Here is a 26517-nt window from a genome sequence, read left to right on the forward strand (position 1 = left end):
CGCGGCTTGACCAAATAGGGCAAGCCTGTTAATCTGTGACACCATTTGTCATAATGTTTCACACATATGTTTTGGAGGCGTAGTTCCCATGAGTGAAGCACCTGTTGAACAATCAGAAGTAAAAGTACAGCCCACTCCGGAAGATACCGATGTCATCGTACTAGAGCCAGATCAAGCAGATGAAAGGCGAGGTGAACTACTGAAGTTTGCCATTTTGGCAATCATTTTGCTGTTTACAGTTTTGATCATTGCTTTGTTACGGCCGTATATTTTCAACACCGTCATCCCTGCCGTTTTGGGCGAAGGCCAGCCAGCAGCCCCGCTGGTGGAAAGCGACGCAGAGGCCGAAACCATCAAACCAGAGGCTGAAGAAGAGGAAGAAGCAGCTTCAGATGAAGAACCGGACGAGGCTGAGAACAACGAAGCGGAAGAAGTCACTGAAGAAGGCGCAGAAACTGAGGAAGAACCTGTAAACCCGGAAGATTTTCCAACAGCCGTACCTGCCCAAACACACACCGTCCAACCCGGTGAAACCCTCACCGCCATTGCCCGCCAGTACAATACCACTGTCCAGACCCTCGTCACCGCAAACAACATTGCTAACCCAGACCGCGTAACCGTCAGCACAGTTTTAACAATTCCAGACGGACAGTAACCGGCAATCAGTTTTCAGTAAGAAGTTTGCCTTCGGCTTCAACGAGCCGAGCCAGAAAATCATCTTCCGTGTCAACGTAGGGATACCCAAATTTTTGGGCTTCTTGCCCAACGAATGCGCTCCAAAGCGGGACGTCCTCTACAATTTGTCGCTTGAGTTCCTCTGGTAGGTTAGCGTACCCCCGTGAACGGCCGGGGAACTGGTCGAATCGTTTACGGGTCATTTTTGAGCAACCCAAAAACAAGGTTCTCACTTGAAATTGAGCTGACAACCGAGCTACCTGTTCTGGAAGAAAGTCAACCCCTTCAATCACATAATCAGCAGCAAGAGACTCGACACTCCAAACAAACCGCTCTAAATATGGATAAAACCATTCGGCCGTTGCCGCTATTGCCTCTGGCTTAGCATTCCATTCAGTTTTTACCCCGGCAACATCCCCCACCCGCAAAAGCTCCAGCAAAGGATCGGTAGAAATCCAGCTACTCTTTAAACTGGCAGCAACTTGTTGAGCCAACGTACTCTTGCCAACTCTAGGCGCACCGCCAATAAGGTAAATCATACTCGTTACCGGCTTATTATCTTTTCCGGCTGCGTTTGGGTTTTATGCCACCGCGATAGCTAGGCACTTCTAGCAAGAAGAAAGTGCAGCGGCTGCCGTCCAGCATCCGCGTGGCCAGGCGTGGGTCAATTTCATCAATGAGCGTGGCCGTGGTGATAACTGTAGGCAGGCGGGCACTGTAGCGGTAGTTAAACAGTTGGTACAGCTTCTCCCGCGCCCAGGCCGTGGCGCTCTCTGTTCCCAAATCATCCAAAACCAGCAGTGGGGCCGTTTTCACCTCGTCAAACCGCTTGTCGTAGCGCATTCCGCTGGCCGGGTTAAATGTCGCCCGCAGGTGATCCAGTAAATCCGGCACCAAAATGAACAGCACTGGCTCCCCTTTTTTCTGAATTTCGTTGGCAATAGCTGCTGCCAGGTGTGTTTTACCATTGCCGTAGCCAACGCTGTTAAGTACCAACCAATCTGATGGCGTGTCAGCAAACTCACGCGCTGTTTCTAGGGCGTTGCGTAAATTGTTGGCCTGCGCGCGCGGCAGTTCCCGCTCCCGCAAATTAAAATTATCGAACGTTTTGTCGTGATGCAGGCTTAGGCTAGATAACTCAGATTGCTCCTGATCTACCCCTGCCCGGCGAAAGTCTGGCGCGGCGATGTGGATGATTTGCACCAAGCTAGGGTCTACCATGCGCGAGCGTATGCGAATTTCAATGGCTTCCAGTTCCAGATTGGTAGTGACAACCGTCGCTAGGCGGCTGTTGTAGCGATGATTAAAAATCTGGTACAGCTTTTCTTGCGCCCAGTCGCTGTTGCTTTGCGCGCCTAAATCGTCCAGGATGAGCAAAGGCGTGTTGCGAATTTGCTCAAAACGCTCATCGTAACCGGTGGGGGATGTGGGGCTAAAGGTCGCTCGTAGATGGTCTAACAAATCTGGCGTGTTCACAAACAAGGCAGGATGCCCCATGGCGATGCGCTGGTTGGCAATGGCCGCTGCCAGATGTGTCTTGCCGCAGCCGTAGCCACCTTTTAGCACCAGCCACCCTTCGGGGTTTTGAGCATAGGCCAGGGCACGGTCATAGGCCATCTTTAAGTTGAGCTGCTTGCCGGGGGTAAGTCCATGACCATCTGGTAGAAAAGCATCGAAGGTACAATCTCGCAGCGCCCCTAGCTGACTTAGCTTGAGTAGGCCGTCTATGCGAGCCATTTCGCGCTCAGCGGCGCGGCAAGTGCAGGGTAAGGCCCGTCCAAAGCGGGGGTCTACAGGCGGCACGTTAGGGATCACGTAGCCTAGCCCGCCGCAATGTGGGCAATCAGGCTGACCCAAGCCGCTGCCTTCGGCAGAGTCGTCGGGTAGGGGGCTATCGCTTGATGATGTCTTCAAGTCCATCTGGGATTGATTGGCGTAGCTCTTTTTGAGTATCTCGCCGGCCGATTCCATCTTTCTTTCCTTCCTGTCGCCATCTTTCCAGAATGGCGATGATGTAGCGCCACTTGCGGACGTTGTTGGCAACGGCCGTTTCTATCGCTTCTTCTATCCACCGGACGGGGTAGGTTTGCTCGGCGTCGCGCAGTTCGTCGGCCACCATCGGCGTGAGGGGACCAATGTTTTGTTCATAGAGGATGAAGATATTCGGCCGTTCCACCAGCAAGGTGATCGGCTCATCTTCGTCTGGGTTGGGTCGCCACTGCCCTTTAGTGATACCTTCAAAAGCAGCACGTCCTTTCTCGGTGTTGAAAAAGTAGAGATCCATTTTGCCATCAGCGCTTTCGATGTTGACGTGTAAAAAAGTTCCCCGCGCCACCGCCCGCTCAATGCCATCCATCAACGCCTCTGTGGCAATGGCGATGGTTGGCCCTAGTCCCTTCACAAACTCCGTGTCATTCAAAAAGTCGGTTAGGCGCAGATAGCGCACCTTGCCATCTTTTTGCCCCATCGCCCAAAACGCATACAGCGTCACCTTAAGCTCGGCGATGTTCTCAATGTGAGGCAGCAGATCGCTGAAAAAAAGGTTGGGCATAATGGTCGTGCGTAGTTTTCCGTCTGGGAAACCGGGAAAACCTTTCATAATGGTTAATTGTGAATGGTTAATGGTTAATTGTCAACGGCAAGTAAAAGTGCCAGCCACCGGGCGCGGCGATGATCAATTACCAACATCGTTCCGCCCGGTGACTGGCACTTCCAGACTCTATCTACAAATTGATCTCTTGGCGCTGTAGATTGCGGAAGGTGGCGAGTTTGCTGTGCCAGTAGAGGTCTACCACCCCGGTAGGACCGTTGCGGTGTTTGGCAATGGTGAGTTCGGCGATATTCGGCCGTTCTGTGGTGTCTGGATTGTAATATTCATCCCGGTAAATAAACATCACGATATCGGCATCCTGCTCGATCGATCCGCTGTCTCTAAGGTCGGAAAGCTGGGGGTGCTTGTCTTGGCGCTGCTCGACGGCACGACTAAGCTGGGCAGCCGCCAGCACCGGCACATCCAACTCACGCGCCAATCCTTTTAACGCGCGTGAAATCTCGCTAATTTCCATGACGCGGTTGTTGCTGGTGTGTTCTGCCGACATGAGCTGCAAATAATCAATAATGACCAGATCGAGGCCGTGTTCGGCATAGAGACGTCGGCATTTGGTGCGAAGTTGGTTGGGTGTAATCGAAGGCGTATCATCAATAAAGATGCGCGTTTCGGATAAACGGCCGATTGCTTCCATAAAAATCGGCAATTCGTGCTCATGTAGCTGACCGCGCCGCAACCGTTGAGAATCTATGCGCGTTTCAGCGGCAATCATACGCTGCACTAGCTGCTCGCCAGACATTTCCAGGTTGAACATAGCGATACGCTTGCCATACCGCATAGCAGCCGTGAGGGCAATCGCATTTTGCAAACTAGTTTTACCCATACCAGGTCGTGCCGCCAAAATGAGCAAATCGGAGCGATTGAGGCCACCCAATAACCGATCCAGGTCTGTGAAGCCAGTAGGCACGCCAATAACGTCGTCCCCTTGCTCCATCAGCCGCTGGATGCGATCCAGATATTCGCCCGCAATTTGCTTGACCGGCATTAAATCCCGCGTGGTGCGCTGTTCGCTAATGCTAAAAAGAGCCGTCTCTGAGCGGTCAATGACAACATTGATGTCTTCTGCTTCGTCGTAGGCCAGGTTGGCAATGGTACCGGCTGCACCGATGAGCTTGCGCCGCAATGCGGCCGCTTCTACCAGCTTGCCGTAGTTGCGAGCATTGATAGCCGTCGGCACGGCGTTAATGAGGCTAATGACGTATGCTTCGCCACCAACTTCTTCAAGCTGTTCGCGCCGCCGCAGTTCTTCGGTAAGCGTCACAAAATCAAGCGGTTCGCGCCGCTCGCTCAGGCTAAGAATTGCTTCGTAGATCCATTTATTGGCTGTACGGTAAAATGCTTCGGGGCGTAAAAAGTTGGAAACTTCAAACAGGGCATCGGGGTCAATAAGCAGCGAACCAAGAACGGCTTCTTCAGCTTCCAAACTGTGCGGGGGTAGGCGTTCAACAGTGCTCATGGAGCGATGCTATTCATCGAAATCTTCAAAATCAAGCGTATCTACAAAGTCGGTAAAGATGTCTAACGTTTCGGGGTCTTCACCTTCGCCCTCTTTGGCGTCTTCTTGCAAGATGTCTGGCTCTGGCAATACGCCAACTTCATCCATCACGTCCTGGTTTACAAAGACGGGAACTTTCACGCGCACCGCTAGGGCAATTGCATCAGAAGAGCGGCTGTCAATCTCTTTCATTTCACCGTTTACATCAACAAAGAGGCTAGCGTAGAAAACACCTTCGTTAAGGGCTTTGATCAATACGTGTGACACCTTGCCGCCCATTTCAGAGATAACATTTTTCAGCAAATCATGGGTGACAGGGCGCGCCATTTCTACATCTTGTAGTTCAATGGTGATGGCATCAGCTTCGTATGGGCCAATCCAAATGGGTAGTTGGCGTTCGCTATCAGTTTCTTTCAGCACCACAATGCGATGTTGTGAAACAAGGCTAATGCGGATGCTGTCTACGATAACTTCGATCATATTTTTCCTCATTTGGGGGCACATGTCGGCGTTTTATTGGTGGGTGACAGGTGCCTTTTACCTACTGCTCAACTGTATGGCATTGTAGCATAAAGTGAAAATTTATCCATGCGGCCGTTGGCAAAAATGCCACTATTTTAGGAGTTGCTCAGACCTGTCAGGCCCGGCATCAAATTGCGTAAGTTCTGTGTTTTTTAGTTGGAAAGTATCCAGTTTTGGCCAGACAAGGTAAGGGTGAGTGGGGTGAGTACGGCCGTTCCCCAGCCAGTCACCTGCACCTCTGCCCGATCCCCATCCAGGCTGACTGCCTGCACCTCGTATCCTTGTTCCGTTAGCTGCTGCACCAGATTTAGGTAGCTAGCTGCCAACGGATCAATAAATATGCCGTCATTGTCTAGCACGCGGGTGATGCTGTCTAACAGCACGTTGGCTTTATTGTAATCCCCGGCACGCAAAGCTACGTCGGCAGCTTGCAGCATCACCTCTAACGTCACATTTACCTCCGCTTGAGGATGGCGTGTGAGATCGGCCGGATTGCCTTCAGTTTGCAGCGCGCCGGGGTACGGTAACCAAGCGGTGAGGAAATAAGCGGTAGGGTCATAAAAGCGCTGGTAGCGGCGCATCACGTTAAAGTAGCGTAATGTGGTTTGCAGGTCGGTTAGCTGAGCTTGATCTTCTGGCAAGCTGACTAAAAAGGCGAGCCAATCTGCCTCTGCTTGGGCCAGGGTGAGACCATAATATTGTTGTAAATTGAGATCAACTGCTTGCGACAGGGTGTTTGCGTCTTGGGCGGTGACGTCTGCGTAAAATGATTTGAATTGCGGGTAGCTGTAGGTATCCACCAGGTAGGCTACAAATCCAGCGGCTTCTAAATAGCCGATTTCGTGCTGCACAGGGTAAAAATCGTCTATAAGCTGTGCTAGGGGAATGTATTGGTTCAATGCCACCAGCGCCGCTGCGCGTTGATGGATATTTTCCTGTTTGTAATGGCCACCTGACCCCCAAACAGCCATGCCTTCGGCCAAAAACGGAATGCGCTCAGGGGCAAATTGGCGGTCGAGAATGTGGATGGCTTCATGAATCAGAATTTGCTCAAAGCCTCGGCTAGCATAATGCCGATCCAGGTAGGAAACAACCATGGCGTTGCCTGCATACCCACCCTGCCCAATCACGCGATCAATGAGGTAAACGTCAATTTTGCGGTTGGACAGTTCTTCTAAACGGGTGGCGGCTTGGGCAACGGCCGTTTCTACCGTCACCAATATTTCGGGCAAATCCCGGTAAGCGGCCGTGCCGCTAACGACGTGGACATTGCAGCAACTGGTCTCTGCCGTGACCCAGGTAGCTCCTCGTTCATTTGGGGGCAGGTTTTGTGGATCGAGCACCGGGACAGTGAGTACCACTTCGTTGTTGTCTCGGTTTTCATCCCCCTCAGTAATTTCATCGTATCGATCCAGAATGATATGGACAAGCTGGTCGCCGGCTTCGTCTGTCGTGTCCCAGGCCCACTCGAATAATCCAACCGCATCCCCGGCCAGGTTCCGAGCATTTAGCGTTCCTTCAGCAACATCCTGATAATTCACCAGCACATGCACGGTGACGGAACGTGGATCAACAGTGCTTGGCACATGCGCCAATATTTGGAAGGTGACGCGATCACCAGCGTACAGTTCCGGCACGGGGTACAGAAAAATGTTATCGGCTTCGATTGAAAGGTCTGGCTCTGGCGGGACGGCCGTTTCTGTGGGTGCAGGCGGTGGGGCTGTATTGGTGGGGGGGATGTCTATGGTGGGAACGGCCGTTTCCAAAGCTGGTGTAATGGTGTTGGGAACGGCCGTTGGCGGCAATGCTTCTGGCGAGGGCGTGCCACTCCCAGCACAGCCACCCAGCAGCAAAAAAAGTAACAATCCAATTAAACTAACAATCTTCTTTGCCATTACAAACCCATCATGCACTAAAGAACGTTTTGATTTTTCCGCCCCTAATTTTAACGAGTGGTAGGAACGGCCGTTGCCCAATGTGGCCTATGCTCAGAAATTATTAAGAAACTCACTGTGGAGACTTTTGAAGTTTTCTGCCAAAATGCAGCAAGTTTCAGAGAGAAAAACTTCAAAAGTCTGAACTACCCGAATAGATTGCGCCAAAAGCTGCGAAGGCTGTGCCACAGTCGCTGAAACAGGTTTGGCCGCGGCGGTGGTGGGAATGTATCATCGTCGGGGGGTGGCGGTGGCTCAATCGGGTCTGGCGTGGGGGTTGGATTTGGGGGATCAGACGGCCGTTGCGCGGGCATCAATACATTCAGGCGGCTCAGCACGGGTTGCAGTTCACACGCCAGCGCATGTTCCGGGGCGTTGCCAACTTCACCAGCAAAATGCAGCCCAATCGCCTTGCCGCTACCTTCATCTACCCAAACAGAGCCAGAATCTCCGCCCATGCTAATTTCCACATTGCCTGCGCCAGAACGGGGCACAATCCGCACCACATCCTGAATGGCTCGAACACCGGCCGCACCATAGTTAATTGCTGTGGTCATTTTAATGCCATCAATGAAGCCCTGGGTACGCTCTGTGGTACGGCCGCTCTTCCAAACTAGCATCCCTAAAATGGGGGTCGTCACATCCTCAGCAGCATCCTTATCCACCGTCTCGGCGACTAAATCGCGGGAATTGGTGAGTTGGGCAACGGCCGCATCATAAGGCCCCAGCTCAAAGCGGCTAAGGGTGGCAAACGTGTCGCCACTGTTGCCCCCATCCAGCGCCCCAGGTTGCCAAATGGGTTCACCTACAGCCGCAGCGGGCGACCCAGCAAAAACGTGCCAGTTGCTTAAAGCCATCGGTGCCAGCGTGGCAGCATCGTACACTTTGGCACCCAGGGTACCGGCGGTAATGCGCGGATTCCCGGCACTGACGCCGAGCGGAATAGGATCGTAGCGTGCTTTGCGGGCTTCGGGAGCAGCTTCTAGCTGAGAGCCGCCGGGCAGCAATTGAAGGCCATATTCCGCTTGAATGACATCCACCGGAATGCCTTCGAGCTGTTCTGGGAACAGTTCGGTTTCGGTTAGTTCTGCCTCTGGTCGTTTTTGAGACACATGCACGCGAATAGAGAGCTTACCCGTCATCAACCCTTGCGACCATTTGAAGCCAAGATCAACGGCCGTTACGCCTTCACGCGCCAGCCAATCATCACGGACGCTGTTGAGTACGGCCGTTGCCTGTGCCATCTGTTCTGGGCTAAAAGTTGTCATTGGTTTGCTCCTTTATCCAACGGTGAACCATAATGCAATTGGAGTGCATGATATGCTTTTTATGAACGTGCAGCTCTGCTTTTTTCCTTCAAATACGATACGATCTCTCTTTGTGACCTTGTCATCGCCTGTTACTTTTTGTATGCTATGCTTAGGTTGCCATTGGTCGCATAATGGTTTGTATTTTCAAGTATGTCGTAAAGAAATTTTGCCGCTGTATTTTTTTAGCAAAGAGGTGTGCCGTGCTAAACCTTCCTCCATACCCTGATGTTTTCACAACCCGCCATATCACCTGCGTAAGCTGCAAAGAAAAGTTTACCGTTACCGAAGGTCATCGGGGCAGACGCGCCGATTTCCGCGATGGTGATAGCTTATGGGGCGTGCATGCAAATAGTGCCAATTCTGTTAATTTACAGTATCAAGGTGCAAGACAGCAACGCCCAGTGGTACCATTGCCAAAGCAAAGGCCTCAAACGACCCAGCCGCCAATCAACAACCCAAGACCGTTTGCCTTTCAGCCTGTTCCTGTAAATTGCCCCCGCTGTGGTGCCGATAACCGGAATTGGCTCACGTTAAAACAGCAGACGGGCGATAAATCGTTTTGGTCTTTTTTCCGTCTTTGGCGGTATCAATTTCCGAGTGCGTTTACGGCCGTTTTCATTGCCATCTTGTTTGCCCTTTTAGCACTGGCTCTGCCTGACCTTCTGGAAATCTCTCAAACCGAGGCAAATGTTTTAGCTATTTCTACAATTGTGGTGACGGTGCTTCTCATCAACAATATTATCTCGCAATGGGACGCTTACCGAGAAGACCTGCACATTGCCAAAGTTTTACCTAACTCGCGCCGCCTAGAAACAGTATTGTGGGGTCGTTACACGCTTTTCTTGCTGATCGCTTCAGTTATTCTGCCGATTCTCATCTTCGTCGCCGGGCCGGTGGCTATCCAAACAATTGTAGAAATTTTAGAGACCACACCTGAGGAAACGGTTGAAATTACGGCCGAAGGGATGAACACAGATTTTGACGAGCAAGTGAATCAATCTGTTGAGCAAGTTAATGCGTTTGGTGTGGAGCTGCAAGACGCTTTGGGCGACCTGCCAACCGACGATAACGAACGCCTTGAACGAGAAATTGAGGAGCTCTCTCAGGATATTGAGGATACGGCCGTAACCGCCGCTGAAGATATTTCTGTATTTGGTATAGAGGGTATGGAGCGGCTAGAAAATAATGTGGACGACCAAATTGCTGCCTTAGAAAGCACCCGAAAAAGCGAAAGCCTGCGCTTCACAGAAGAAGTTATGGGCAGCGTACGCTACCTGGCTATGTGGGGTCTTATCATGGGGTTTTCCTTGCTCTTTGCCCTGATGATCATGATGCCAGCCATGAAAACATTTGCGGTGGCTGTAAATGCCAATTTACCACCGCCGGTTTTTTACAGCGTAGCCAACATGACACGATTGGTTACCTGGGAAGCGCGGCAAGCTCTGGAAATATCGGGTGACCACTTTTTTCGCATTCAATGGATGTCGGTAAACCGAAACGAAGAAGGGGGGCTTAACTTAGTTGGCTTATTCCGCGAGCCGCCACAAATTGATGTTTTTGGCCAGCCAATGGGTACAAAGGTGCGTGCCCAAAAGCATACCATTCACACCGATATGTGGTGTCGGGTGACAACTGTTAAAATTGAAGATGTTGAAGTCCCCATTACGGTTGCCGACCCCATTGAGCCAACAAGAACGCCTCGTATAACCGCAACGTCACCAACAGCACCGCCGCTGGCTCCAGTACCGGCAAATCCAGCACCTCTTGTTGTTGGGCAGCAACAATTGTAAGTTTTGCAGACGGCCGTATCCTGCCAGCTTTTTTCGGGATACGGCCGTTTCTCACTTTTCCATTCTCCCCAATCGCGTATAATCAAGCTCCTGACACACAATCAGGGAGACTTCATCGGCCACCTTGCCCACCGCGCCTGCAAATCACAAGTTTCCATAACTCATCCTTCACAATTCTTAAATTACACAGGAGAACCAAACCATGAGCTATCTCAATATAAAAGTGTCAAATGGCGAAAAAATCACCTACGCCAACGGTCAGCTAAACGTCCCCGACAATCCCATCGTCGCCTACATCGAAGGTGATGGCATTGGCGTAGACATTACCCCCGCCTCACTGCACGTATGGAATTCGGCCGTAGAAAAAGCATATGGCGGCAAACGCAAAATTGCCTGGATGGAAATCTACTCCGGCGAAAAAGCAGCCGGCCTCTATGATGGCAACTACATGCCAGAAGAAACCTTCGCCGCCATGCGCGAATTTGTTGTGGGCATCAAAGGCCCCCTCACCACCCCCGTCGGCGGCGGCTTCCGCAGCCTGAATGTGACCTTGCGTCAGGTACTTGATCTGTATGCCTGCGTCCGCCCCGTCCGCTACATTCCCGGCACGCCCAGCCCCATGGCCCACCCAGAGCTCATGGACATCGTACTCTTCCGCGAAAACACCGAGGATGTCTACTCTGGTGTGGAATTTGTAGCCAATTCTGACGAAGCCAACAAGGTCATCGCCTTCCTGCGGGATGAAATGGGCAAGAATGTGCGAGAAGCCTCCGCCATTGGCATTAAGCCAGTGAGCGAATTTGGCACCAAGCGACTGGTGCGCCAAGCCATGCAGTACGCCATTGACCATGACCGCAGCTCCGTGAGCCTGGTACACAAGGGCAATATTATGAAGTTCACGGAAGGTGCCTTCCGTGACTGGGGCTATGAGCTGGCGCGTGAAGAGTTCGGCGCTGAACCGTGGGAAGGTGGCCCGTGGCACATCATGAAAAACCCCAATACGGGTAAAGAAATCGTCATCAAAGATGTGATTGCCGACAACATGCTGCAACAGTTGCTTACCCGCACCAAAGATTATGACGTGATCGCTACCCTCAACCTGAATGGCGACTACATGAGCGACGCCGCTGCGGCCCAAGTGGGCGGTTTGGGTATGGCTCCTGGCGGCAATATTGGCGATGGCGTGGCTCTGTTTGAGGCAACGCACGGTACGGCACCCAAGTATGCGGGCAAAGACCAGGTGAATCCCGGCAGCCTCATCCTCAGTGGCGTGATGATGCTAGAGTACATGGGCTGGACAGAAGCTGGCGAGCTGATCGTGAATGCAATGACCAAGACGATTCAGGACAAGACTGTTACCTACGATTTGCACCGCCAAATTGATGGGGCCACCAAGCTGAAATGCTCTGAGTTTGCCCAGGCCATTGTAGACAATATGTAAATTACTACCGGTAGAGGCGTTGCAATGTGACGCCTCTACCTCAAGGCTCGTTGGCGTTGATAAGACGTTCATTAACCATGACAGACTCAGAAAACGGCCGTTCCCATCCCCTCCCCCTCATTGAAGTCAACAACCTGAAAAAACATTTCCCCATCCGGCAAGGCATCCTAAAAAGACAGGTCGGTACAGTTCGGGCTGTGGATGGCATTTCTTTTAAAATTTACAAAGGCGAAACTTTGGGACTGGTTGGGGAAAGTGGCTGCGGCAAATCATCTGCTGGTAAGACGATTTTGCAGCTTCATCGGCCAACAGAAGGCTCCGTATTTTTTGAGGGTGAATCTTTAACAAAATTGAACCGAGAACAGCTACGCCGCGTTCGCCGCCACATGCAGCTATTCTTCCAAGACCCATATTCTTCACTAGACCCCCGCATGACGGTTGGCAACATCATCAGTGAGCCTCTGGTCATCCACAATATTGGCGATGCCCCAAGCCAAAAAGAGCGCGTGGAAGCACTTCTCTCGCTGGTTGGACTTAATCCATATTTTGTTAATCGGTACCCACACGAATTTTCTGGCGGGCAGCGTCAGCGCATTGGCATTGCCCGCGCTCTGGCTACAAACCCGTCGTTTGTTGTCGCCGATGACCCAATTTCGGCTCTGGATGCCTCTATTCAAGCTCAAATTGTCAATTTACTGGCTGATCTCAAGCAGGAACTAGACTTGACCTATCTGTTTATCGCCCAAGAATTATGGGCCGTGCGCGACATCTGTGATCGCGTGGCAATTATGTATTCGGGCAAAATTGCAGAGATAGGCGAGTGTGATGCGTTGCTAAACCAGCCGCTTCATCCATACACGCAAACCCTCCTTGCTACTGTTCCCCTACCAGACGCTGACACAGCCAAAAAACGGCCGCACATCGTTTTGGATGAGGATACCCCTACCCCCGCTGGCTGCCGCTTTCATCCACGCTGTATGTATGCTACGGATATTTGCCGCCAAGAGGAGCCTATTTTACGGCCGTTGGGCAACCCAAAACAAGAACACATGGTTGCCTGCCACCACGCCGAAGGCTTTTTGAACCCTGTCTAATCGTTTTTGAGCCAAAGCTGAATGTGTGAACAACGGCCGTATCCTACAAAACAGCATCTCGACGCGCAATTTTCTCTGCTACCAACGCCTCAAACGCCGCCAGTGCCAATCCATTTTGCCGTGAGCCATCCCGCTTACGCAGCGATACTGTGCCTGCGGCCGCTTCCCGTTCACCCACAACCAGCATGTACGGCACCTTCATCTGCTGCGCCGCCCGAATTTTAGCCTGCATTCGGTCACTTTCCAGCATCGCCTGGGCACGCACGCCACTGGCCTTTAGCTGCCCCGCCACCTGCTGGGCATACTCATTTTGCCCATCCGTGATGGGAATCACCCGCACCTGCTCTGGTGCCAGCCAGACCGGAAAGTTGCCTGCATAATGCTCAATCAAAAAGCCGATGAACCGCTCATGGGCACCTAAAGGCGCACGATGAATGCACCACGGCGTCTCCAGTTCACCCTGCGCGTTCGTAAACGTGAGATCAAAGCGGGGCGGTACGCCAAAATCAAGCTGGTTCGTTGCCAACGAGAACTCCCGCCCGATGGCGCTCCAAATCTGCACATCAATTTTGGGGCCATAAAAAGCGGCTTCGTCTTCTGCCTCCACAAAAGGGACATCATGCTTCAACATCGTTTCGCGGATGATGCGCTCTGCTTTGAGCCACATCGAGCCATTGTCCACATATTTCACGCCTAGTTTTTCTGGACTGTGCTTGCTCAGACGCATCACGTACTTTTCTATGCCAAATAGCTCAAAGTAGCTCCGATACAAATTGATTACGCCCATAAATTCTTCTTCGAGCTGGCTTTCGGCGCAGTAAATATGGGCATCATTTTGTTCGATGCTACGCACCCGCAGCAGGCCCATCAGCGTGCCGCTCTGCTCGTACCGGTACACCATGCCGTATTCGCTTAACCGCAGGGGCAGATCGCGGTAGCTGCGTGGCTTGCTGGCGTAGATTTTGTGGTGGAAGGGGCAGTTCATCGGCTTGAGGTAGTAGCGGCTGCCGTCCCGCTCCATCACAGGATACATCTCATCTGCATAATAGGGCAGATGGCCGCTTTGCAGGTAAAGTGATTCTTTGGCGATGTGCGGCGTGGCCACACGAACATAGCCCGCCTTATCTTCCATCTCATTGGCTAGCTTTACAGACTCTTCGCGCAAAATGTTGCCGTTGGGCAGCCACAGCGGCAGCCCTGAGCCAACATCCTCATCCAAAATGAAGATTTCTAGCTCACGCCCCAATTTGCGATGATCGCGCTTTTTGGCTTCTTCCAGCATGGCTAGATGATTTTTGAGCTCTTTTTTGTTGGGCCAGGCCGTGCCGTAGATGCGCTGTAGCTGCGGCCGTTTCTCATCCCCACGCCAATAAGCCCCAGCAATACTCATCAACTTCAGCCCGGCGGCAGGGATTTTGCCCGTGTGGGCCACATGCGGCCCACGACACAAATCCACAAAACTGTCGTGCTGGTACAGGCTGATTTGCTCCCCTTTTTCAGCCAGCTCATTAATCAGTTCCAGCTTGTACGGCTGGTCGGCCAGCCGCTGGCGCACCTCATCAACAGAAACTTCCTCGTAAACCAGGGGATGTTTCTCGGCGATGATTTGGCGCATCCGCTTCTCTAATTTGGGCAGGTCGTCGGGGTGGAACGTTTGGGAACGGCCGTTCTCCCCAATCCCCAAATCAAAATCATAATAAAACCCATCAGCAATCGGCGGGCCGATACCCAGCTTGGCCTGTGGGTACAGTTCCAGCACCGCTTGAGCCAAAACGTGTGCGGCCGTATGCCGCAGCTTGTACAAATGGGACTGTTCATAATTTTCAGACATGAGATTTACCTCCGGTAGTGGTTGGTGGTTAGTGGCTGGTACAAAACTAGCCACTAACCACTCGCCACAAAAACAAAAAAGACCGCTCTCACGAGCGGCCTCACTGATAACTGCTTACCGATTACCAATAACGGCCGCTCATAACACCATCCCCTTGCTAGTGACCAAGGTGGTCGCCTGAGTGATAAATTCAGCCACCGGAATCGCGCCGCGATCTTCGTTGTCGCGCGTGCGTACGGCCACGGCGTTGGCCTCCTCTTCTTTGTCGCCAACCACCAGCATGTACGGCACCTTTTGCAGCTGGGCGTTGCGGATTTTGGCATTCATACGGCCGTTGCTCGCATCCACCTCTACCCGCATCCCGGCTGACCGCAGATCCGCCGCCACCTGGTTGGCATACGGCACATGGCGATCCGTAATTGGCACCATCACCACCTGAACCGGCGCCAGCCACAGCGGGAAGGCTCCGTTGAAATGCTCAATTAAGATGCCCACAAAGCGTTCCATGCTGCCAAACGGGGCACGATGAATCATCACAGGCCGATGTTTTTGACCATCTTCACCCATGTATTCCAAATCGAACCGCTCCGGCAGCAAAAAGTCCACCTGCACCGTACCAAGCTGCCACTCCCGCTTCAGCACATCCCGGGAGATGAAATCCAACTTGGGTCCATAAAAAGCCGCTTCGCCCTCTTCCACCGTGTAGCGCATTCCGACTTTATCGGCCGCTTGCCGGATGGCGGCAACGCCTTGCTGCCACATCTCTGGCGTTCCGGCATATTTTTCGCTGTCGGCATCATTTATGCCCAGCCGCGCCCGAAAATCTAAAAAGCCCATCGTGTTAAACACATGCTGAATCAAATCCACCACACCAATGAACTCCTCTTCTAGCTGCTCCGGCGTTACAAACAGATGCGAATCATCCACCGTAAAGCCGCGCACCCGCGTCAGCCCGTTTAGCTCACCGCTCTGCTCGTAGCGGTACACCGTGCCAAACTCCGCTAGGCGCAGTGGCAAATCCCGATAGCTGTGCGGCTCACTCTTGTAGATTTCAATGTGATGCGGGCAGTTCATTGGTTTCAGCATGAACTTCTCATCATCTACATCAATCGGCGTGTATTGGCTCTCTTTGTAGTACGGATAATGGCCGCTTTTGATATACAAATCCAGCTTGCCGATGTGGGGCGTAATGACGGGCAAGTAACCACGCTCTAGCTGCGCCTGGCGCAAAAAACTCTCTAAATTTTCGCGTAGGATGGCACCTTTGGGCAGCCACAGCGGCAGGCCAGAGCCAACCAGTTGCGAAATGTGGAACAGCCCCAACTGCTTTCCCAACCGCCGATGATCGCGGGCTTTGGCTTCTTCAAGCAGCTCGAGGTGCTCTTCCAGCTCAACCCGGTTGTGCCAGGCCGTACCGTAGATGCGTTGGAGTTGCGGCCGTTTTTCATCACCACGCCAGTATGCCCCACCAGTACGCAACAGCTTCACCGCATTGGCCTTAACTTTCTTGGTAAAGGCCACGTGTGGTCCGCGGCACAGATCGACAAAGTTGCGCTGGGTGTAGATGCCCACCTCACTTACAGGCTCGCTGAGTGGCTCGCCATTTTCATCCACCTTGCCTGCCGCCAGCTCTGCGATCAGTTCCAGCTTGTAGGGCTGGTTGGCAAAAAACTGCTTGGCCTCCTCAATTGTCATCGTAGATTTCTCGAACTTGGCGTTCTTTTTGAGCAACTGCTTCATCCTGGCTTCTATTTTTTCCAGATCTTCCGGTGAAAAGGTAATCGGTTTGTCATTCTCATCTTTGCCCAGATCGAAATCATAGTAGTAACCATCTTCAATGGGCGGCCCAATAGCCAGCTTGGCCTCTGGATAAAATTCCAGCACGGACTCGGCCAGCACATGCGCGGCCGAATGCCGGATTTTGTAAAGTTCTGATTCGACGTACGGAACGCCGTTCTCCTGTGACATGATTCCTCCAAACTATTAAAAATAAAAACGCCACCACCCTGTTTGGGGCGATGGCGTCGCGGTTCCACCCAAATTTGGTAATCAGTGATCGGTATTCCGTAATCGGTTTAACTGATTACCGTTTACTGATAACCCTCATAACGGCCGTTAACAGAGCCACCCGGATTTTCTTAATGAGAAGGTGGGGGGCAGACCCAAAAGTCTGCCCCTAAATAGGCAAACAATAAAGTTTGCCCTACTGTTCAGAAAACCACTCATGGGGGGTTTTCGTCGCCTTGTTGTGATGATGGCTCTCAGCTAGATAACTTTTCACCGAATCAGACTTTTGAAGTTTCTCTTACTGGAAATTGTGCAATCTGGGACAAAACTTCAAAAGTCTCTCGAAAAATCACCTAACCATCACTCTCTTGCACAAATTTTGCAACTACTCGTCCCAATCAACGTATTGCGTATTGAATTGCAGCATATTCGATTATAAAAGAGGGTTCAGCATTGTCAAGCATGGCACTAAAAAACAGTAGTTTACTAACCGCTAACCAACCAGCGTCAAAGGAAACTTTTCCTGCTATACTGCGTACTGACAAGCGTCAGGAGAAAAAAGCGGTGAACGAAGAACAGGTCTGGTTGGATCAGGCGCGGCGCGGCGACAAGGCCGCCTTTGGCAAAATAATAGAAGCATACCAGCGGCCCGTCTACAACCTGGCTTATCGCATGCTGAGTAACCCAGGCGAAGCAGAAGAAGCTGCACAAGAAGCGTTTATTCGCGCCTATACCCGGTTAGATAGCTACAATCCAAATCATAAATTTAGCACTTGGCTGCTTTCCATCACGTCTAACTACTGCATTGATCTGTTGCGAAAGCGGCGGGCTGTTTTGTTGAATATTGATGAACCGCTGCCGCCACATCCAGCTTTGATGTCAGAAAAATCCTCAGGGCCAGAGCCGCAGCTCGTTCAGAGCGAACGCGAGACAATGGTGCAAAGCTTGTTAGCAGAACTGGCTCCGGAATATAGAGAGGCTGTTGTTTTACGTTATTGGCATGAGCTATCTTATGACGAAATTGCAGAAATGATGGATACAACCGTTAGCGCGATTAAGTCTCGCTTGTTCCGCGCACGCAAGCAGCTAGCCGAAATTGGAATAGCTGCTGGAATGCAATTAGAAAGTGATGGGGCGTTGGCCTCTTAATTGTATTGGAAATAGATACCAGCAAGTTGTTTCGGCTGGTGATGCAGGTAGAAGTCACTGCATACTCAATATTTGAAACAAGATTGATGGAGCAAATTATGGAACACGAAAGAATTCACACGTTGATGATGGACGCGCTCGATGGTGAGCTTGCAGCTGAGGCACAAACTGAGCTGGAATCTCACCTGCGGGCGTGTCCTGCCTGCCGCCAGGAGTGGCACGCGATTTTGGCCATTGACACCTTGTTCCGGCAAGCCCCGATGCTGAGTCCGGCTGCCGGTTTTACGCAGCGGACGGTAGCGATGCTGCCCAACCGACGGGCTCGCCTGTGGGCCATCAGCATTATTTATGTGCTGTTACTACTCAGTGGCATTTTGCCAATCGTGCTGGTGGTTTGGGCTGCCAATACGGTTGTCCCCGTTATTAGTGAACCTGCTTTTGTTGACTCTGTTCAGCAAGTGTGGTCGCAAGCGGTGCGATTGGCTGGGGTGGTTTCTAGCGCTTTGTTCAAGGGGCTGGGTGAGTTGATTGTGCAGCAGCCTGCTATTGTGGGTTGGCTGCTGGTTTTGGCCGGGATGGTGTTTGTCTGGAACGGTGTTTACCGCCAGCTAGTGAGCCAGCCAACGGCCGTTTCAGTACGAGGTAACAGTTAAACATGCAACAAGTAAAAACTAAACGCCGACTTTTATGGGTTTTTACGCTTCTGCTGCTTCTGGTTGTGCCCACAAGCGTCGCTTTGGCTGCGCCGTCGGCTCAACGAGAAGTAAATGATGATAACGTCGTTTATGGCGATGTTGTGTTATTCGATGAAGATTTTGAACTAAAAGATGGTAGCCGCGTTAATGGGGATATCATTCTCTTTAATGGCGATGCAGAGATTGCCGGAACGGTAAACGGCAGTGTCGTTCTCTTCAATGGGAATCTAAAGGTGAGCGATATGGCCGTTCTCAACGGCGACTGCGTTCTCTTCAACGGCGCGACAGCAGGCGACGGCAGCGTGAGCTGCACCAACCTGAATGTAGAGTTACCCCAAGAATTAGTAAATTTTTTGGGTGAGTTAGAGATAAATCCTGAGATACCACCAGAGTACGAAGCACCTTCCTTCTTAGAGCGGTTTTTGGGTGGCACGGCCGCAGCTATGGCTCGCGCCGTTCTGTTTGGCTTGCTGGCTTTTGCCGCCGCTTCTGTGATGCCCCGGCCAATGCAGCGTATTGAAAACACGTTGCGACAGCGCCCCGTTGCCAGCGGTGCAATTGGGCTGCTAACGACCTTTTCAATGCCGTTTGTGGCGGTCACGCTGGCGCTAATCTCCATTCCCCTCATTTTGCTGTGCGGTTTAGGCCTGCTGGGCTATCCGCTGATTGGGGTAATGATTCTGGCAATGGTGGCGGCTGGCTTTCTGGGTTGGTTCACGGTCGGCAATATTGTCGGTGAGTTTTTAGGACAGCGACTGAAGATGAAATCCCGCAGCCAGGCGATGACAACTGCGCTAGGAACGGCGGCAATTACGTTTGCCATTGGCTTTTTGGGCGCGATTCCGTTTGTGATTGGCGAGAGCCTGATCTGGTGGGCGATTGTGTTCCTGGGATTGGGCGCGACGGCGCTGACGAAGTTTGGCACGCGCGAGTACCCGCTGGTGGCCGCACCTGCACCACTGAATCAGGATAAGATTACGGCCGTTCTGGAAACCCTTCCAGACGATGACGAGAATACCGACTAAATTTTAAGAACCCTCTTCCCTTTTAAAAAGCGGCGCACCCTTCCTCGGATGCGCCGCTTTTTTCGTCTGTTTGGATCGTTTCCCCACCTGACGGCAATTACACAGCAAATTTTTCTTCTGGTGGAGTGCCGCCCACCTTGCCTGCAATTTGGCCGTACATGTTCTGAAACTTACGCCCAGCCTTGCCCTTTTACAAAATCGGTGATGACTGGGATCGTGACTTCCTGGCCCTGATAAGCTTGCCAGCCCCAATATGCACCGACAGCCCAAATGAGAACAGAGGGAAGCCCAACGCAAAAGAATAAAACAGAGCTCAAAATAGTGCCGCCTATCAAATTTACTAATCCCCAAGCAAGTGCTTGAGCATTATGTGCTTTGATAAATGGACGACTTTTCTTGTCGTCCATCAATAAAATGACGATCGGGATCACTGGTGTAAAAACGTAAGCTAACAACGACCATAACTTGTCATCGTCTGTCGGACCAGAAACGCTCATATCATCATTCACAACATCAATGTCATCACTCATTGAATTTGCCTCCTAAAAGTAGTGTTAGGGGTATTGGTTGCACCCCCAATTGTTTTGACACCTGCATTGTAAGGGGCTGGCCTCTCTACGTCAACAACTTTGCAAACCACAAAATCGTGGTTAGAATGCCGTTATGGTAAATGTTGTTTTTATGGGTACGCCCGATTTTGCCGTACCCGTCCTGAAAATGTTAATTGATACACAGACGGTGGTTGGCGTTGTCACCCAGCCAGACCGACCAGCGGGGCGCGGCAAGCAATTACGGCCGTCTCCCGTCAAAATCACCGCACAAGAAGCCAACATTCCCATCTACCAACCTAAATCATTACGCAGCGAAGAAGCCGCCCAGCCCTTGCGTGACTGGCAACCAGACATCATCGTCGTGGCAGCCTTTGGGCAGATTTTGCGCCCGCATGTGCTGGATTTGCCGCCGCATGGCTGCCTCAATCTTCACGCCTCGCTGCTGCCGCGCTGGCGGGGTGCGTCTCCCATCCAGCACGCCATTTTGGCGGGGGATGTGAAAACGGGCATCTGTTTAATGAAAATGGACGTGGGGCTGGACACTGGCCCTGTTTACGCTTGTCAATCCACACCCATTTCGCCCACGGAAACGGCCGCTTCCCTGCACGATCGGCTGGCAGAAATGGGAGCCACCCTGTTAGCCACGCATTTAGATGATATTGTGGCGGGCAAGCTCATCCCAACCGCGCAAGACGATGAACAATCCACCTATGCCCCAATGATTAGCAAGGAAGACGGCCGTCTCAACTGGCAACAAACCAGCGCAGAGATTGATCGCCGAATACGCGCCATGTCGCCGTGGCCAGGCGCATTTACCAGTTGGCAGGGCAAGATGCTCAAAATTAAGGCAGGTTCGGTGGCAAACGGCCGTCTCCCTACAGGTAATCCAGGGCAAGTGATAGCGTATGAAGAAGGCGCAGCGGTTCTGACGGCCGACGGGGCATTAACTTTAGATGAAATTCAGCTAGCCGGGAAGCGGGTAACGGCCGTACCCGACTTTTTACGCGGCCATGCCAACTTCATCGGCAGCAAGTTAGGAACGGAAAATTAGCCGCGGATTGCGCGGATTTTCGGGATTAATCCTAATAATCCGCGCAATCCGCGGCCAAAACGTAGCGGAAGAAGCTTATGGATATTTTAATTTACGGCGCAGGTGCGGTCGGCGGCTATTTAGGCGCACGGCTGACGCAACAAAAACACAACGTCACCCTCATCACGCGAGACGTGATGGCCAAGCTCATTGGCGAGACGGGGCTGGAAGTAAGTGAAGATGGGAAGCGTGCGGTAACTCGGCCAACGGCCGTAACCTCCGTTGCCCAAGCCTTCAAAGACGGGCAGCAGTATGACCTTATCATCCTGGCCATGAAAGCGTACGACATTGCCCGCGCCATTGATCCCCTCATTGCCTTTTGCCCCGAGCCGAACATGATTCTCACCACCCAAAACGGCATTGGCGTCGAGAAGGGACTGATCAAGCAGTTCGGTGCCGAGCGCGTACTGGCAGGCTCCTTCACCCTACCCATTCGCAAAGAAACCACCACCCAACTGGTAGCTGAACGATCCGATGGCGGTATTTGCCTGGCGCCAACGCAGCCCAAGCAAGATATTAAGCCGTGGCTCAAACTGTTCAAAGAAGCAAATCTCACGACCAAAGCATACAAATCTTATGAGTCTATGAAATGGTCTAAAGCGTTCCTCAACATCATTGCCAACGCCACGTCTGCCATTTTGAACCGCCGCCCAGGGCTTATTTACCGCTCAGACACCATTTTTGATTTGGAAATTAAGATGCTGGCAGAAACATTGGTCGTGATGCAGGCGGCCGGGCACAAGGTAGTAGATTTGCCCGCCGTGCCCGCCACCAAGCTGGCTTTTTCCGTCAAGCGACTGCCCCGTGCATTATTAAAGCCAGGATTGGCCAAACTGGTGGCAGACGGCCGTGGCGACAAAATGCCCTCCTTCCATATTGATCTGACAACTGGCAAAGGTAAAAGCGAAGTGGTGTACCACAATGGTGCCATTGCCAAAGCTGGCAAGGAGCTGGGCATCGCCACCCCCGTGAATGCTGCGCTCACCGACATTTTGTGGAAGCTCACGCTAGAAAAGCTGGATTGGCGCGAGTTTAACGGTAAACCATCCCGGCTGGTGCAGGAAGTGAAGCGGTACGAAATTGCTCTGGGAACAAACGGATGATGCGCGAAAATGAGCAAGAATTGCGCCAAACGTTCGTAAAAATCGGCCGTTTGATGTACGAAAAAGGGTTCATCCTGGCCAGTGACGGCAACATTTCGGCACGGCTGGGGTCAGATCGGCTACTCATCACGCCAGCGGATTTACACAAAGGCATGCTGGAGCCAGAGCAAATGTTGGTGGTTGATCTAGAGGGAAATGTGGTGCGGGGTGGCTACGGCCGTTCCGCCAACCTCAAGCCCACCAGCGAACTCCCCATGCACCTGGAAGCGTACCGTCAACGCCCAGACATTCAGGCGGTGGTTCATGCCCATCCGCCCCACACCGTCGCCCTCTCCATTGCGGGCGTGCCGATGGCACGCTGCCTGCTGCCAGAAGTGATTGTGATGCTGGGCATCGTTCCCACCACAGAATATGCCACGCCATCCAGCGTAGAAAACGTTCAGGCCATCCGCGAACTCATTCGCAACCATGACGGGCTGGTGCTACAGCGACACGGCTCGCTGACCGTGGGCAATTCCCCCTTGCAGGCGTTTATGCGGCTGGAAACATTGGAGCAAAATGCGCGGATTGGCTTCATGCTGGCGCAGCTAGGTGTGGACAATCCGCTGCCGCCGCACGAGGTTGAAAAATTGCTGACTATACGCGATCACAAGGGGTATAGTCACGCCACAGAACGGCAGGAATTTTGCCAGGTGTGCGGCACGCGCCACGCAAGTGGCGCAGCCCATTTGCCGACGCTACAACCGCAAGACACGGCCGTTTCACCCTCACCCTCCTCCCTCAACCAAACCGAACTACGCAAACTGGTCGCCCAAGTTGTACAAAAAACGCTCGGCACACCGTAGATCAATCTTTAAAAATTGACCCACAAGGATAGTAGTTGATGTACGAATTGAGACGCGAGAAAAACGGCCGTCCGCTGCTGGTTGGTCATCGGGGAGCCATGGACATCGCCCCGGAAAATACCATGCCGTCGTTTGAAGCGGGCCTGGCTGGCGGTGCCGATTTGCTAGAGTTAGATGTTCAGCTCACGGCTGATGAGCAAGTCATATTGTTTCACGACACAGATTTGCAATATAAAACCGGGATTCGGGGCCAAATTGGGGATTTTACGGCCGAATTTTTACGTACGCTCGACGTGGGCAGCTACTTCGACCCACAGTTTGCTGGGCTAAAAATGCCCTTGCTAAAAGAAATGCTCACCTGGGCTAAAGACCGCGTCGCGCTGATGATTGAACTCAAGCACGGCCCCATCTTCGATCCGCGGCTTGATCATGAAGTGGTGCATCTGATTGAGCAGCACGGCATGGAAGATCAAGTCGTGTTAATCAGCTTCGACCAGTTTGCCCTGCGGCGGGTGAAGCAGATGAACCCCAACCTGACGGTGAGCTTGATTTATGTCGGCCGTTTTTGCGACCCGCTGGCAATGATTGGGAATATGCTGCTAGACGCCCTCAGCCCCGCCACCGACTTTTTAACACAAGACGAGGTGCAGCGCATCCAAAAAGCGGGCTACGCCTGCACCCCCGGCGGCTTCTATTGGGATTATCCCACCCTGCTAAATTGGGGCGTAGACACTATCAGCAGCAACAATCCTGCGGCATTTTCATTTGGGTAAGGGTTGTTGTACCTACTTTATCTGCCGCATATTTTCAGAAAGCTGATCTGCCACTCTGAAAAACGTCTCTAGATCCGCTTCATCGATCCCTTGCACCATTTCATCGAAAACGACCTTCTCAATATCCTCGATCTGTCGAAAGATGGCTCCCCCCTCATCTGTCAACTTTAGAAGTTTGCTGCGTTTATCTTCAGGATTTGGCTCACGATAGACAAGATTCCGCGCCACTAATTCATTCACCAATCGGGTCACTTGAGCCTTGTCGCGCTTCAACGTACCCACAATATGTTGCGATGTCACAGCATCCGCACTCCAAATGGCGCGTAGCGCACGCATTTGCATAGGAACCAAGTCTATATCTAACTGGTGGAGCCGATCCGCAAATACGTCGCGCACATCATATTGCAATCTGAATGCTACCTCAAGAACGGTTCTTTGCCGCATAAAAGAATTCCTTTTGAATAATAGTTGACAAAATCAACCAAATCTGTATAATAGTTGATTATATCAACTAAATCGGTTGTGGTAAACAGCTGATTGGAAACTTCCGTCAACTCTTGAATGACCTTAGTCCAATTCATAGATTGACTCCAAAAAAAGGACTTTATTATGACACGTTTAGCTCAAATTCTTTGTGTACTGTTTGTTGTTGTTCTAGGTGGTGCAGGATTAATGACCATCTTAAATCCGGTAACAATGGGTGAAACAAGTGGGTTTAACCCGGTAGGTGCTTACGGCCTGACAAACGTTCGCACCTTAGGGGCACCGACGCTCACTCTCGCTATTGTCACGGCCATTGGTGCTCTCCGAAAGGATTGGTTGCTAATTCTTCCAGCGTCCTTGTACTTCTTATTAAATGGCTTAGCCCGAACGATTTCCGTGTTAGCAGAAGGTTATGAGCCGGTTATGTTACGTGGACTCCTTCTCACAACGGTGTTGTTTGCGCTTTCCCAGGTTGCGCTTCATATTTTCCGCCGCACGAAAGGAATACATAGTTAAGGACTGGCTGAACAGCCCTTTCCTTATACTTCTACTTCTTCTCCATAAGGGGGTTGAGGAGAACGAAATTCGCAATGCCCAAATCACAAGAAAAGTTGTGCAAGCCTCGCTAGCACTCAAAATATAAGGAAAATATCATGAAATTAACATTAACCTAAGTTGCTACCTTAACAGTCAAAAATGGTGAAGTCCATGAAAGCCAAGTAAAGTGGGTTTGAACCACCAAACCATTTTTACGAGGACAATCATGGACGAACAAATTGTAGCGATTTACACGCTGGTTAACGACCTTTTGCTTGGTTTAGGTCATCATGAAAACAGTCAATGCCGCATGAACGATTCCGAGGTCATCACCACAGCAATCGTGGCTGCTCTGTTTTTTAGCGGCAATTATGAACTTGCCCGTGCCTTCTTGCATCAAGGCGGCTACATACCAACCATGTTGAGCAAAAGTCGGTATTCACGTCGTCTGCATCGAGTGAGCCATTACATCGTGACCTTTATCGAGATGTTGGGCGCCCACTGGAAAGGGGTCAGTAGCGATTCGATTTACGTGATCGATACCTTTCCTATTGTGGTGTGTGACAATTGGCGCATTCGCCGCTGTCGTCTCTATCGAGAAGAGAAGTATCGCGGCAAGATTGCGAGCAAACGCCGCTACTTCTATGGACTCAAACTACATTTGATGGTCACCAGTCAGGGTCAACCAGTTGAGTTCTTCCTAACACCGGGTTCTGAAAGCGATGTGACTCACCTGCGCTCCTTTCAGTTTGACCTACCGACGGGTTCAGAAATCTATGCAGACAAAATCTACAATGATTACACCATGGAAGACTTAATCAATGAGACAAGACAGGTGAAACTATGTCCTGTACGCAAGAAAAACAGCAAACGGCCGTATCCACCGTGGCGCGCTTATTGGATAAAACTGCATCGCAAGATTGTGGAGACGACAGGGTCATCCATTGCACGCAGGATGCCGAGGAGCATTCATGCAGTCACAGCCGCAGGCTTTGAGCTGAAAATCGCATTATTTGTTCTGGCTGAGAGTGTCAGCCATATTTTTAAGGTAGCAACTTGAGTTAACATTAAAAAACAGAATTGACGCATCCACCCCAGAAGTATGGGACAAATTGGCAATCCACTTTGATCGGGCAGAGGACTGGATGTCCTTGATTCCAAAATCGGTTGAAAAAACAGATGGCGTGAAGGTAGACGGCGCGCCAGTGGTTGGTAGAGTTTGCGATTTGACAACCAAACTAGATGGACCATATGTTGACGAAACAATTCTCTCTTATGACGAGACACATCACGCCTTCACAGTGAAGGTTGTTCCTGTTGGCGGCAGGCTGCCCATTGTTCAAAATCTCATCACGTTTCGCCTAAAAGATTTAGGTCATAATCAAACCGAGATGACCTGGGACTCAAATATCCAATTAAAAACTGTCGGAAAACTCCTTTCTCCACTGCTCAAGAAAGGATTGTCGAAAAACCTCTCTGATCAAATGGATGAACTAAAATATTATGTAGAAAATGGCGAACCCCACCCAAGAAAAGTGGCCAAGTTGAAGCAATAAAGG

General features: G+C 51.5%; 24 protein-coding genes and 1 pseudogene. 14 read left to right on the forward strand and 11 right to left on the reverse strand.

Annotated elements, in window-relative coordinates; all coding sequences use genetic code 11:
* Window positions 1–88: 88 nt before the first annotated feature.
* Window positions 89–655 carry a LysM peptidoglycan-binding domain-containing protein gene (locus ACOQPM_RS08715; protein WP_420628866.1) on the forward strand — a complete coding sequence of 189 codons (567 nt, stop codon included), beginning with the start codon at window positions 89–91 and terminating at the stop codon, window positions 653–655.
* A gap of 7 nt (window positions 656–662) precedes the next feature.
* Here ACOQPM_RS08715 and ACOQPM_RS08720 read toward each other — a convergent pair whose 3' ends face one another.
* The 7 genes from ACOQPM_RS08720 to ACOQPM_RS08750 form a co-directional block, all read right to left on the reverse strand.
* On the reverse strand, window positions 663–1214 hold the full coding sequence (locus ACOQPM_RS08720; protein ID WP_420628867.1) for a hypothetical protein: 552 nt from the start codon (window positions 1212–1214) through the stop codon (window positions 663–665).
* Between the two features lie 16 nt (window positions 1215–1230).
* The gene (locus tag ACOQPM_RS08725) at window positions 1231–2646 is read right to left on the reverse strand and encodes an ATP-binding protein (RefSeq protein WP_420628868.1); all 1416 of its coding nucleotides are present in this window, start codon (window positions 2644–2646) and stop codon (window positions 1231–1233) included.
* Window positions 2567–3274, reverse strand: coding sequence for a DnaD domain-containing protein (locus ACOQPM_RS08730; RefSeq protein ID WP_420628869.1), 708 nt, complete (start codon window positions 3272–3274; stop codon window positions 2567–2569). The genes ACOQPM_RS08725 and ACOQPM_RS08730 overlap by 80 nt, the downstream gene beginning before the upstream one ends.
* Before the next feature lie 124 nt (window positions 3275–3398).
* The gene (gene dnaB, locus ACOQPM_RS08735) at window positions 3399–4739 is read right to left on the reverse strand and encodes a replicative DNA helicase (RefSeq protein WP_420628870.1); all 1341 of its coding nucleotides are present in this window, start codon (window positions 4737–4739) and stop codon (window positions 3399–3401) included.
* Between the two features lie 9 nt (window positions 4740–4748).
* The gene (locus tag ACOQPM_RS08740) at window positions 4749–5258 is read right to left on the reverse strand and encodes a bifunctional nuclease family protein (RefSeq protein WP_420628871.1); all 510 of its coding nucleotides are present in this window, start codon (window positions 5256–5258) and stop codon (window positions 4749–4751) included.
* A 194-nt stretch (window positions 5259–5452) separates the two neighbouring features.
* Window positions 5453–7195 (reverse strand): hypothetical protein, encoded by a 1743-nt coding sequence (locus tag ACOQPM_RS08745; RefSeq protein ID WP_420628872.1) that lies wholly within the window; start codon window positions 7193–7195, stop codon window positions 5453–5455.
* Between the two features lie 185 nt (window positions 7196–7380).
* Entirely contained in the window at window positions 7381–8502 is a 1122-nt protein-coding gene (locus ACOQPM_RS08750; protein WP_420628873.1) for a hypothetical protein, read from the reverse strand.
* Window positions 8503–8744: 242 nt separating this feature from the next.
* On the opposite strand from ACOQPM_RS08750, the gene ACOQPM_RS08755 reads away from it, so the two are divergent.
* From ACOQPM_RS08755 to ACOQPM_RS08765, 3 genes are all read left to right on the forward strand, one after another.
* Complete coding sequence (locus ACOQPM_RS08755; RefSeq protein ID WP_420628874.1) at window positions 8745–10334, forward strand: hypothetical protein; 1590 nt, start codon at window positions 8745–8747, stop codon at window positions 10332–10334.
* A 202-nt stretch (window positions 10335–10536) separates the two neighbouring features.
* Complete coding sequence (gene icd / locus ACOQPM_RS08760) at window positions 10537–11775, forward strand: isocitrate dehydrogenase (NADP(+)) (protein WP_420628875.1); 1239 nt, start codon at window positions 10537–10539, stop codon at window positions 11773–11775.
* A 77-nt stretch (window positions 11776–11852) separates the two neighbouring features.
* On the forward strand, window positions 11853–12869 hold the full coding sequence (locus ACOQPM_RS08765; protein WP_420628876.1) for an ABC transporter ATP-binding protein: 1017 nt from the start codon (window positions 11853–11855) through the stop codon (window positions 12867–12869).
* 43 nt (window positions 12870–12912) lie between these two features.
* On the opposite strand, the gene thrS (ACOQPM_RS08770) is transcribed toward ACOQPM_RS08765, so the two are convergent.
* Together thrS (ACOQPM_RS08770) and thrS (ACOQPM_RS08775) are read right to left on the reverse strand one after the other, a co-directional pair.
* A complete protein-coding gene (thrS, locus tag ACOQPM_RS08770; RefSeq protein ID WP_420628877.1) occupies window positions 12913–14700 on the reverse strand; it encodes a threonine--tRNA ligase in 1788 nt (595 codons plus the stop codon).
* Between the two features lie 138 nt (window positions 14701–14838).
* Window positions 14839–16668 carry a threonine--tRNA ligase gene (gene thrS, locus ACOQPM_RS08775; protein ID WP_420628878.1) on the reverse strand — a complete coding sequence of 610 codons (1830 nt, stop codon included), beginning with the start codon at window positions 16666–16668 and terminating at the stop codon, window positions 14839–14841.
* Between the two features lie 603 nt (window positions 16669–17271).
* On the opposite strand from thrS (ACOQPM_RS08775), the gene ACOQPM_RS08780 reads away from it, so the two are divergent.
* From ACOQPM_RS08780 to ACOQPM_RS08790, 3 genes are all read left to right on the forward strand, one after another.
* Window positions 17272–17856 carry an RNA polymerase sigma factor gene (locus ACOQPM_RS08780; protein WP_420628879.1) on the forward strand — a complete coding sequence of 195 codons (585 nt, stop codon included), beginning with the start codon at window positions 17272–17274 and terminating at the stop codon, window positions 17854–17856.
* Window positions 17857–17954: 98 nt separating this feature from the next.
* Entirely contained in the window at window positions 17955–18509 is a 555-nt protein-coding gene (locus ACOQPM_RS08785) for an anti-sigma factor family protein (RefSeq protein ID WP_420628880.1), read from the forward strand.
* A 2-nt stretch (window positions 18510–18511) separates the two neighbouring features.
* Window positions 18512–19576 carry a hypothetical protein gene (locus ACOQPM_RS08790; protein WP_420628881.1) on the forward strand — a complete coding sequence of 355 codons (1065 nt, stop codon included), beginning with the start codon at window positions 18512–18514 and terminating at the stop codon, window positions 19574–19576.
* 170 nt (window positions 19577–19746) lie between these two features.
* Here the strand turns inward: ACOQPM_RS08790 and ACOQPM_RS08795 are convergent, their stop codons facing one another.
* The gene (locus tag ACOQPM_RS08795) at window positions 19747–20106 is read right to left on the reverse strand and encodes a DUF4870 domain-containing protein (RefSeq protein WP_420628882.1); all 360 of its coding nucleotides are present in this window, start codon (window positions 20104–20106) and stop codon (window positions 19747–19749) included.
* Between the two features lie 133 nt (window positions 20107–20239).
* Between ACOQPM_RS08795 and fmt the strand changes: the two genes are divergently transcribed.
* The 4 genes from fmt to ACOQPM_RS08815 all read left to right on the forward strand — a co-directional run bounded on the left by fmt (window position 20240) and on the right by ACOQPM_RS08815 (window position 23938).
* Window positions 20240–21178, forward strand: coding sequence for a methionyl-tRNA formyltransferase (gene fmt, locus ACOQPM_RS08800; protein ID WP_420628883.1), 939 nt, complete (start codon window positions 20240–20242; stop codon window positions 21176–21178).
* Window positions 21179–21255: 77 nt separating this feature from the next.
* Window positions 21256–22320, forward strand: a complete 1065-nt coding sequence (locus ACOQPM_RS08805) for a ketopantoate reductase family protein (protein WP_420628884.1) — start codon at window positions 21256–21258, stop codon at window positions 22318–22320.
* Complete coding sequence (locus tag ACOQPM_RS08810) at window positions 22317–23165, forward strand: class II aldolase/adducin family protein (protein WP_420628885.1); 849 nt, start codon at window positions 22317–22319, stop codon at window positions 23163–23165. Before ACOQPM_RS08805 ends, ACOQPM_RS08810 begins: the two co-directional genes overlap by 4 nt.
* Window positions 23166–23203: 38 nt before the next feature.
* On the forward strand, window positions 23204–23938 hold the full coding sequence (locus ACOQPM_RS08815) for a glycerophosphodiester phosphodiesterase (RefSeq protein ID WP_420628886.1): 735 nt from the start codon (window positions 23204–23206) through the stop codon (window positions 23936–23938).
* Window positions 23939–23950: 12 nt separating this feature from the next.
* Here the strand turns inward: ACOQPM_RS08815 and ACOQPM_RS08820 are convergent, their stop codons facing one another.
* On the reverse strand, window positions 23951–24382 hold the full coding sequence (locus ACOQPM_RS08820) for a MarR family winged helix-turn-helix transcriptional regulator (RefSeq protein WP_420628887.1): 432 nt from the start codon (window positions 24380–24382) through the stop codon (window positions 23951–23953).
* A gap of 165 nt (window positions 24383–24547) precedes the next feature.
* On the opposite strand from ACOQPM_RS08820, the gene ACOQPM_RS08825 reads away from it, so the two are divergent.
* From ACOQPM_RS08825 to ACOQPM_RS08835, 3 genes and pseudogenes are all read left to right on the forward strand, one after another.
* A complete protein-coding gene (locus ACOQPM_RS08825) occupies window positions 24548–24937 on the forward strand; it encodes a hypothetical protein (protein ID WP_420628888.1) in 390 nt (129 codons plus the stop codon).
* A 247-nt stretch (window positions 24938–25184) separates the two neighbouring features.
* Window positions 25185–26018, forward strand: a complete 834-nt coding sequence (locus ACOQPM_RS08830) for an IS982 family transposase (RefSeq protein WP_420627656.1) — start codon at window positions 25185–25187, stop codon at window positions 26016–26018.
* Between the two features lie 13 nt (window positions 26019–26031).
* A pseudogene (locus ACOQPM_RS08835) lies at window positions 26032–26514 on the forward strand (SRPBCC family protein); the annotation flags it as partial.
* Window positions 26515–26517: the final 3 nt, after the last annotated feature.

Origin of the sequence: Candidatus Leptofilum sp., assembly GCF_965223525.1 — a bacterium.
In the GTDB taxonomy this organism is placed as follows: domain Bacteria; phylum Chloroflexota; class Anaerolineae; order Promineifilales; family Promineifilaceae; genus Leptofilum.